General features: G+C 35.5%; 5 protein-coding genes. All 5 read right to left on the bottom strand.

What is annotated here, in order from left to right:
* The coding region (locus tag PMI13_RS21645) for a hypothetical protein (protein ID WP_238536339.1) at positions 1–206 on the bottom strand (206 nt) is incomplete at its 3' end.
* A 41-nt stretch (positions 207–247) separates the two neighbouring features.
* Positions 248–814 carry a hypothetical protein gene (locus tag PMI13_RS19145; protein ID WP_007846886.1) on the bottom strand — a complete coding sequence of 189 codons (567 nt, stop codon included), beginning with the start codon at positions 812–814 and terminating at the stop codon, positions 248–250.
* Between the two features lie 161 nt (positions 815–975).
* Complete coding sequence (locus PMI13_RS19140) at positions 976–1395, bottom strand: hypothetical protein (RefSeq protein WP_007846885.1); 420 nt, start codon at positions 1393–1395, stop codon at positions 976–978.
* Between the two features lie 2 nt (positions 1396–1397).
* Positions 1398–4886: a DUF6443 domain-containing protein gene (locus tag PMI13_RS19135; protein WP_007846884.1), complete on the bottom strand. Its 3489-nt coding sequence runs from the start codon at positions 4884–4886 to the stop codon at positions 1398–1400.
* 6 nt (positions 4887–4892) lie between these two features.
* Complete coding sequence (locus tag PMI13_RS19130) at positions 4893–5150, bottom strand: hypothetical protein (protein ID WP_007846878.1); 258 nt, start codon at positions 5148–5150, stop codon at positions 4893–4895.
* Positions 5151–5195 lie beyond the last annotated feature (45 nt).

Here is a 5195-nt window from a genome sequence, read left to right as displayed (position 1 = left end):
CTGAAATATAACTCTTTAAAAAAAAGTGGAGTATATTTTTGACTTTCCAGTAATGATGTAATGAGTAATTCTGTCTGTCCACCAGATAAGTCTACTCTGATCATCCTTACTTTTAATGATGGTTTCTTTTGGTTTACTCTCACATATGGTTTTGTGTTTTTGCCAGGATTTATTTCTAATATTTCTGATCTTTTACCACTTTCCATAAAAGATTTCGCCACACCACTGAAATCAGTTTTTACTCTCATTAGATAATCAAATCACCTATTTTACAATGATGCAGATGCTCAAGTGTCATTTCTCTTTTACCAATACTTACATTGGATAGAACTCCATCAAGAACAAAATTATTCAGTACATCATACAGCACTGAAACTTTAGCCTGAATTATATAAGTATCACTTTGATTGCTTGTTTTGCCATAATGCTTTTCAAGTTCTTGGGTTATAGGTAAGCTAATGCGAGAGCCATCAATAGCCAATATCCTGAAGCCTTCCAAAAGTTCAACTTCTGAATTATCAGTATAGAACTCATTAACCAATAAGCCTGAAAGATGACGGAAGACGTCTGGAGATATTTTTTTCCGACATTGTACAAATGCACTTTTTGTAAATGGCACAGCGGTAGAAATCTCTCTCTTTAAATAATGAACGAAATTTTCAATTTCCAAAGAAAGACTCTTGGTCAGAAAATTAATCATTAACAACAGAGTATTTACAAATGACTGTTTTCTATTTCTTGTAAAATCTTTATTGTTCATTTTATGAGCTTCTTGGAGTGATGCACTAAAAAACTCTTTTTGTATCTTCTCCAAAATAATTAAAGCTGTTTTTTTGCAACATAATAACTATCTGATTATCTTATAAATATATGTAAATTAATCAATAAAACCAAACTAAGTGTTTGATTTGAAATAGCTTAAATTCTTAACTTAATGACATTGCGCTCGCGCAAGCTGGGGGGAACATAGAAAAATTACTCATATTCATATTTATAAGAGTCTTTATCATTAATAACAAATGCTAAAACTATTTCGTTATTTGAATAAGTAATAATATGTGTGTATTTATTTGCACTTAACCCTAAAGCGAGATTTAATTTGCTTTTTTGAGTTTTCATAATTGTTATAAAATCTCCAGAAACTGTGTAATGGTTATTCTCTATATTTAAAACTTCGGATAATTTTATACATTGAAGGTATCCTTTATTAAAAGGAGCTTTCATATCAATATTTTTTCTGTATAAGAATTCTGTTAAAAATTCCATATTTAATAATTCATCATCAAAAAGCTCAATTTGAATATTTATTTTACCATTATGATAAATACAGTTTTTTAAAGTGGAATCCCCTGTTTTTGAAAAAATAGATCTTAAAGTATTTATAAAATCCTCCATAATTATTTACCTAAATTAAAATATGACATAAATTCGGATGCTTGTCCTCTATTATTGATTTTGTTTTCTAAAAATAAATGCCCTTTCTGACCATTAATATTGTAATTTAAATGCGGGAAAGTAGAGCTTCCTACACCTTTTCCCCAATCACCATGTCCCCAATAAACTTGATCTCCAGCCTTATTTTCCCATCCAATCCATTTACCTGATCCATCATAAATTCTTGTTTTGGAAGAACCTAATGCTTTTGCTCCAAAATTTTTAGCATCATTGACATCCTTAAATAGATAATCAACTTTTAAAATCCCTTTTTTGGTTATGCCATTACTAATAACTATTCCTTTTTCAGCTGCTAATGCATCTAAAACACTACTTACCTTACTTAAATTTCCATGTCTTACTTGAATAAGCATAGCCAAGAGTTGTACGTTTGCAACAGCTCCTTGAGTATCTTCGTCCTGATAACTCATATAAGTATCAAAAGCCGCCCAACCAGCAGAAGCCAGTAAGTTACTTCCCCCCATTCCGAAAGTCCCCATTGCAAAAGCAAGATTTTTTTCAAACTTTTCAGTAGCAAGAGCTGCTTTACTTCCTCTAATTCCTGCTGCAAATCTATCTTCTGAAGCGTGAAAAGCATTCATATTATTAATACCCATAAATGAAAGCGGACTAGGCTTTGTATAGGTCATGACAACTTCTTCTATTGGATATCCTCCTTTAGGACCATATATTTTTTTAGGATCCGGATCTTCTCCAATCATACCCGTAGGATCATTAAATCTCATTGGATTTCCATAGGCATAAGAGTAGGGATTATAAGCAAATTGTAATTCGCTTAATGGATCCACCACACTCCATCTTCCCAAATCAGGCATATAAAATCTTGCCCCATAATCATACATCCCAGTTTCAGTCTGAAGTTCCTTGCCATTGTACTTATACTGATAAGAAGGATTTCCTGCCAGGTTATTATACCGCTCATGCTTCAATCCAAAAGGATAGTAATTGTTTTCTTCAATGATCTCTATTCCGGTATCATTCCTTGTGTAGCTTAATCTTACATTTCCTAAATGATCTGTATAGTTGTAAATATACTTATTATTTTCAAAATTGTAATAGCCTTCCGAAGTTGGGATAAATTTAAGTACAGCTGTCCCTGTAGTTGTTTCATACTGAAACCCATCCAGGTAATCTGTTTGAGTAGCAATACCTGAAGAATTCTTCCCAACCTTTACCCCATCAGCCCTGTAGGTATAATTAATTGTTTCCGTTGATTTTTTTATGCTGTTGGGTAAATTCAGATAATTATAAGTAATCTTGGTAATTCCCTTATCCAGCTGGTCGGTCATATTTCCATTATCATCATACCCGATGGTATTTCCCAGGGCATTGTATCCGGAAGGGTTATTGGTAACACCCGTAGGAAGGGTTATTTTCTGTAACCTGTTGCTTTGGTTACCGTTATAATAATTATAAACCAGATTATCAATGCTTTCAGCAACTGTTCCTGAAGAGGGTTTGGAAAGCCTTTTTAAGGTTAATATATTTCCGTTAAGGTCATAGGTCAGTTCTTCATTGAAATAATTATTATAAATCAACGAGGAGCCGGGCTCAGAATAAGTTCCCTTTCCTAGCCTGTTTAAAGCATCATACTGGTAATCATATCTTCTTAATACACCATCCATCGATGATTTCCAGTCAATCTCTGCAATATTGCCATTGAATCTCCCGGGAGCTGTACCGGAAAATACCGGGTTGGTATATTTGATCTCATATCCGAACAATTTTCCATCCAAGGTTGCAGGATCATTGATTTTGGTCATCCATCCTCTTATATTGTACTTATAATCAACGGTCTGTAACGGTGTTGCAGCACTTATACCACCAACTTTCTTACTTTCTAATTGAGAGAGTTCATTGTATTTATTTTGCGTCAGATATTCAACACTGCCACTGCCTATCTGGTGGGTATGGGTCAGAAGCCTGTTTTGATGATCATAAGTGAAAACTTCTTTGGTTGTTTTCTCTGTATCTGCTGCCAGTCTCTTATGATAGGTGTTTACTTTCTGAGGAATACCTGCAAAATCAAGCTCGGTTTCTGTTTTGGTATACCCGCCCAGATGGTTGACGGAATGAGTTCCTATTACCCTGCCTCTCATATCATACCATGTGTAGGCTTTTGTCCAGTTATCATCTTCTATGTTTTTCACATAAGAGGCTACAGGTAAGCTTTTGGTGCTTACATTTGAACTTTGGGCATTCTGTGGCAATACATTCTGACCTAAAACCAGGGTCGGAATTGCTGGAGTACCTGTCGGATAAGTGTCATAATAATTAATACTCAAAACTTTTGCTACGGTAGTGGGATATACTGTATTCCCATAGTATATAGTCATTCCACTGTTGGTAAACCCTGCCTGATTACGTTCTTCACTGGAAGGTTGTCCCTGGCTGATATAATAATCTGCACTAAACTGAACCTGTCCTCTGTTAAACTGGGCTCCAATATCAGCAATACCTGTATAGACCACTCTTGAGAACTTATCGTATTTTGTAAACAGCCAGTTTCCTGATACTTTCATATTGGCATCCTGGGTCATAATTAACCTGTCTGCTTTATCATACACCATATATTCCCATCCTTTTCCTGGAAGCTTCTTTTCAACAAGACGATTCCTGCCGTCATAACGGTACTGATAACAGAAATTGTTTAATGCAGTGTCATCTAAAGTTGCAGGTGAGGCTGGTGGGATTACAAAAGCCAGCTGGTTATATTCATTATAAACATAATAGGTATCTGCATTTTCTGTTGCGCTTACAACCTTTCTGACTAATACAACCTGCCCCTGTCCGTTTTTAAATTCAATGGTCTTATTTCCATCTTCATCAGTGATGGTATTTTTATATAACGAACTGGGTAAAAAATACTGTAACAGCTGGATTGTACTTACCGTCATTTTACCGGCAGTATCCCATGTTGTCGTCGTTTCATATTTCCTTACATAATCTGCCTGGATATTGGCATCATACTGGAATTTCACAGGTTTTGTACTCCATGCTGTTCCCACCTGTTTCTGCTCCAGTATTCTATCTAAAGGAGAATTTTCCAGTGTCTTTTCGGCATAGATCTTTTCTGGACCATAAATGTCGGCTTGGGTAGCATTGGATAAAGGGGTGGGAACGATGGCTCCGTTTAAAGTTTGGGATTGGGGAACGGGTAGATAATCTTTCACCTGTCTTCCAAATCCATCATATTCTATATGGGTGACCACATCTCTTCCCAAAGGAGAGGCTTTTACATTAACCACCTGCTTGGGTCTTCCCAGACCATCGAAGTATTGCACAGACTGTACCTGCCTTGCCGTAGTACTGGAAGTGGTGACACCCTCCAGATAGGTTCTTGTTTGTATATAGTTTTCAGTATTCGTTGCCTGGGCATGAAGTAAGCCCACCACAAACAAGGCACTGAATGAGATTAATATTTTTTTCATCAATTCTTAGTTTTTATAGTTGTATTTGAATTCTTTCAGAAGCTTACCTGTTTTGGAATCCTGTCTTATTTCCTGGAGCCTACCCGCTGTATCATAAATGTATACCTCCCTGATTCCTGATGGCGGAGTGATGCTTGTTATTCCGATTAATGGATCATAAGTGTAAGTGGTGATAAGATAATCTTTCAATCTCAAATTGATATACAATTCATTTAGTTTAGCAATAAGTGCTGTTTCCGTGGCAACAGGTGACTGAACTTGCAACTATTTTTGAGACAAAATTTATATACTCTTTATGCTACATTTTTA

It is taken from the genome of Chryseobacterium populi (genome assembly GCF_000282115.1).
GTDB lineage: Bacteria > Bacteroidota > Bacteroidia > Flavobacteriales > Weeksellaceae > Chryseobacterium > Chryseobacterium populi.
This window is presented reverse-complemented; position numbering and strand designations above follow the sequence as displayed.

Coding starts and splice junctions, on each gene's coding strand:
- PMI13_RS19140 (WP_007846885.1), bottom strand. CDS start 1,395: ATGGAGGATTTTATAAATACTTTAAGATCTATTTTTTCAAAAACAGGG.
- PMI13_RS19135 (WP_007846884.1), bottom strand. CDS start 4,886: ATGAAAAAAATATTAATCTCATTCAGTGCCTTGTTTGTGGTGGGCTTA.